The sequence below is a fragment of the Streptomyces ossamyceticus genome, from assembly GCF_001418475.1.
GTDB lineage: Bacteria > Actinomycetota > Actinomycetes > Streptomycetales > Streptomycetaceae > Streptomyces > Streptomyces ossamyceticus.
Genome location: NZ_LIQX01000880.1, coordinates 1 through 3,077 on the forward strand (window position 1 = coordinate 1; position 3,077 = coordinate 3,077).

The following is a 3,077-nucleotide window of genomic DNA, read 5'->3' on the forward strand; positions in this document are numbered from 1 at the left end:
CACCGAGCGGGGGCTGTGCCGGGGGACCCGACGGCGTCGGCGGCTGCGCGGCGCCGTCCGACGACGATTGCCCGCCCGGAGCCGACTGCGAGCCCGAGGTCCGATGCGCGTCGCCCGACGCCGGCTGCGCGTCCGGTGATCCCTGCGCCCCTTGCCCGCCGCGCAACCTCCGGGAGCCCAGCGCCCCCAGGGAACCGAGCGGACCCAGACCGCGCAGGGGGCCCGTCGGGCCCGTGGGTCCGTTCGCCTGTTCTGGGGAGCCCGTGGCTCCGGTGTCCGCGGCCGCGTCCCGGCCACCCGGTCCGGCGGAACCTCCCGGACCGCCCGGACCGCCGGGACCGTTCGGGCCGTCCTGGGCGCCGGGTCCGATCGCCCCGCCGGGGCCGTCCGACGGCGCACCCGTGCCGGTCGGCGTGCTCGACCCGGTCGAGCCGCTCGATCCACCGGATCCGCCCGGCCGACCCAGTCCACTCAGCCCGCCGAGCAGTCCGCTCAGTCCACCCAGTCCGCTCGGTCCGGTCAGTCCGCCCGTGCCGCTACCGCCCGACGCGGTGCCGGACGGGCCGGACGCGGCTGTCGATCCGGACGCGCCGGACCCGCCTCGTTCCTGTCGTGGGGTCTCCGCAGTCTCCTCCGCGTCGCGCCGGTGCCTTCCCCGCCGGGCACGACGAGGGCCGAGGTCACCGGTCCCGTCGCCCAGTCCGCCACCGCGATGCATATCTCCACCCGAACGCATTTCTGGGCCACGTGATCCCCGCCGCGCAACCCGATCATCGTGTCAGTGACCTCCCCCGCGACCGCTCGCCGAAACGTGCGCGCAAACACCAGTCGGCAGGATCTTCGGAGCCTCTGACACCATGGCCTGTGTGAGCTATCCGTACGAAGCCCCAGTCTCTCAGACCGTCGAACGATGAGGCGCGGGCATCGTCTCGGTGGTCGGTTCGCCGACGGCCCCGTGGCTGAGATCTTCCGCGCAGTGGCCGGAGAGCGCTGGCCTACGCTGACGGCAGCACGAGCAACGGAGTCGGAAGAGTTGGAGAAAGCGCAGGTCATGCCCCAGGGACCTTATTCATACGAAGCCCCGGTTTCGCAGACTCTTTTCGAGCGCGCGGCGGCCGTCACGCCCGGCGGCGTGAACTCTCCCGTGCGCGCCTTCCGCGCCGTGGGCGGTACGCCCCGGTTCATGGTGTCCGGTACCGGTCCCTACCTCACCGACGCCGACGGCCGTGAGTACGTCGACCTCGTGTGCTCCTGGGGGCCGATGATCCTCGGGCACTCCCGTCCCGAGGTCATCGCCGCCGTTCAGGACGCCGTCTCGCGCGGTACGTCCTTCGGCACCCCCGGCGAGGGCGAGGTCGCGCTCGCCGAGGAGATGGTCGACCGCGTCGGGCCGCTGGAGCAGGTGCGGCTCGTCTCCAGCGGGACCGAGGCCACCATGTCCGCGATCCGGCTCGCCCGCGGCTTCACCGGCCGTCCCAAGGTCGTCAAGTTCGCCGGCTGCTACCACGGCCACGTCGACTCGCTGCTCGCCGCCGCCGGGTCGGGTCTCGCCACGTTCGCGCTGCCGGACACCCCCGGCGTCACCGGCGCCCAGGCCGGCGACACCATCGTCCTGCCCTACAACGACCTCGACGCCGTGCGCGCCGCCTTCGCCGCCCACCCCGGCGAGATCGCGTGCGTGATCACCGAGGCGTCCCCGGGCAACATGGGCGTCGTGCCGCCGCTGCCCGGCTTCAACCAGGGGCTCAAGGACGTCTGCGCCGAGAACGGTGCCCTGTACATCTCCGACGAGGTCATGACCGGCTTCCGCACCAGCAGGGCCGGCTGGTACGGGATCGACGGGGTCGTCCCCGACCTGATGACCTTCGGCAAGGTCATGGGCGGCGGCTTCCCGGCGGCGGCCTTCGGTGGCCGTGCCGACGTGATGGCGTACCTCGCGCCCGCCGGGCCCGTCTACCAGGCCGGCACGCTCTCCGGGAACCCGGTCGCCACCGCCGCCGGGCTCGCGCAGCTGCGGCTGCTCGACGACGCGGCGTACGACGTCGTCGACGCGGTCTCCCTCCGGATCCAGGGGCTCGTCACGGAGGCGCTCACGAAGGAGGGCGTCGCGCACACGCTGCAGAACGCCTCCAACATGTTCTCCGTGTTCTTCACGGACACCCCGGTACGGAACTACGAGGACGCCAAGACGCAGGAGTCCTTCCGGTTCAACGCCTTCTTCCACTCGATGCTGTCGCAGGGCGTCTATCTGCCGCCGTCGTCGTTCGAGTCGTGGTTCGTGTCCACCGCACACGACGAGCAGGCGGTCCAGAGAATCGCCGACGCCCTCCCGGCGGCGGCGCGAGCGGCAGCGGAGGCCACAGCAGCATGAGTGACATCACCGTCGTCCACCTGATGCGGCACGGCGAGGTCGCCAACCCGGACGGGATCCTCTACGGGCGGCTCGCCGGGTACCACCTCTCCGACCTCGGGCGCCGGATGGCCGACCGGGTCGCCGAGCACCTCGCCACCCGTGACGTCACCCACGTCGTGGCGTCGCCGCTGGAGCGGGCGCAGGAGACGGCCACGCCGATCGCCAAGGCGCACGGGCTGGACCTCGCGACCGACGCGCGACTCATCGAGGCCGACAACGTCTTCCAGGGCAAGACCTTCGGGGTCGGCGACGGCGCGCTGAAGCGGCCGGAGAACTGGAAGCACCTGGTGAACCCCTTCAAGCCGTCGTGGGGTGAGCCCTACGTCGACCAGGTCGTCCGCATGATGGGGGCGCTGGACGCGGCGAAGGACGCGGCGCGCGGGCACGAGGCCGTGCTCGTCTCGCACCAGCTGCCGATCTGGATCGTCCGGTCGTACGTCGAGCGGCGGCGGCTGTGGCACGACCCGCGGCGGCGGCAGTGCACGCTCGCGTCCCTGACGACGTTCACGTATCAGGGGGACAAGATCGTGTCGGTGGGGTACAGCGAGCCGGCGCGGGATCTGGTGCCGCCGCATCTGCTGGCCGGGGCCAAGCCGGTCAAGGGGAAGGACAAGGCCTTCGGAGCGTGAGCGCTCCGCTTGGGGGGCGGGGGACCGAGGCGGGT

Annotated in this window: 2 protein-coding genes; both read left to right on the plus strand. The window is 72.3% G+C overall.

The features are described from left to right. Positions 1–1,051: 1,051 nt before the first annotated feature. Complete coding sequence (hemL, locus tag AOK15_RS40070) at positions 1,052–2,371, plus strand: glutamate-1-semialdehyde 2,1-aminomutase (protein ID WP_055524049.1); 1,320 nt, start codon at positions 1,052–1,054, stop codon at positions 2,369–2,371. Then, on the plus strand, positions 2,368–3,042 hold the full coding sequence (locus tag AOK15_RS40075) for a histidine phosphatase family protein (RefSeq protein WP_055524051.1): 675 nt from the start codon (positions 2,368–2,370) through the stop codon (positions 3,040–3,042). Before hemL ends, AOK15_RS40075 begins: the two co-directional genes overlap by 4 nt. The last annotated feature ends 35 nt before the right edge of the window (positions 3,043–3,077 follow it).